This is a genomic window from Bacteroides caecigallinarum, assembly GCF_016901995.1.
Classification (GTDB): domain Bacteria; phylum Bacteroidota; class Bacteroidia; order Bacteroidales; family Bacteroidaceae; genus Phocaeicola; species Phocaeicola cellulolyticus.
This window is the reverse complement of the sequence record NZ_JACJLE010000254.1, coordinates 1-202: the sequence shown is the minus strand read 5'-3', so window position 1 is coordinate 202 and position 202 is coordinate 1. Positions and strand designations below refer to the sequence as shown.

The window sequence follows — 202 nt, the reverse complement described above, 5'->3', positions numbered from 1 at the left end:
TTTACCTGTAGTGGGCGCATCTGTATTGGTTAAAGGTACTCAGGTTGGTACTGTAACTGATATTGATGGTAATTTCACTATTACTAACGTTCCAAGTTCGGCCGGAACTCTAGTTATTTCGTTCATCGGAATGAAAACACAGGAGGTGGATATTAAACCGGTAGTAAAAGTATCACTTCATTCTGATACAGAGGTGCTGGAT

The 202-nt window shown here is 40.1% G+C and carries 1 protein-coding gene; it reads left to right on the top strand.

Annotated features, from left to right (window positions below; all coding sequences use genetic code 11):
• The coding region (locus tag H6A61_RS16430) for a carboxypeptidase-like regulatory domain-containing protein (RefSeq protein WP_204394828.1) at positions 1-202 on the top strand (202 nt) is incomplete at both ends.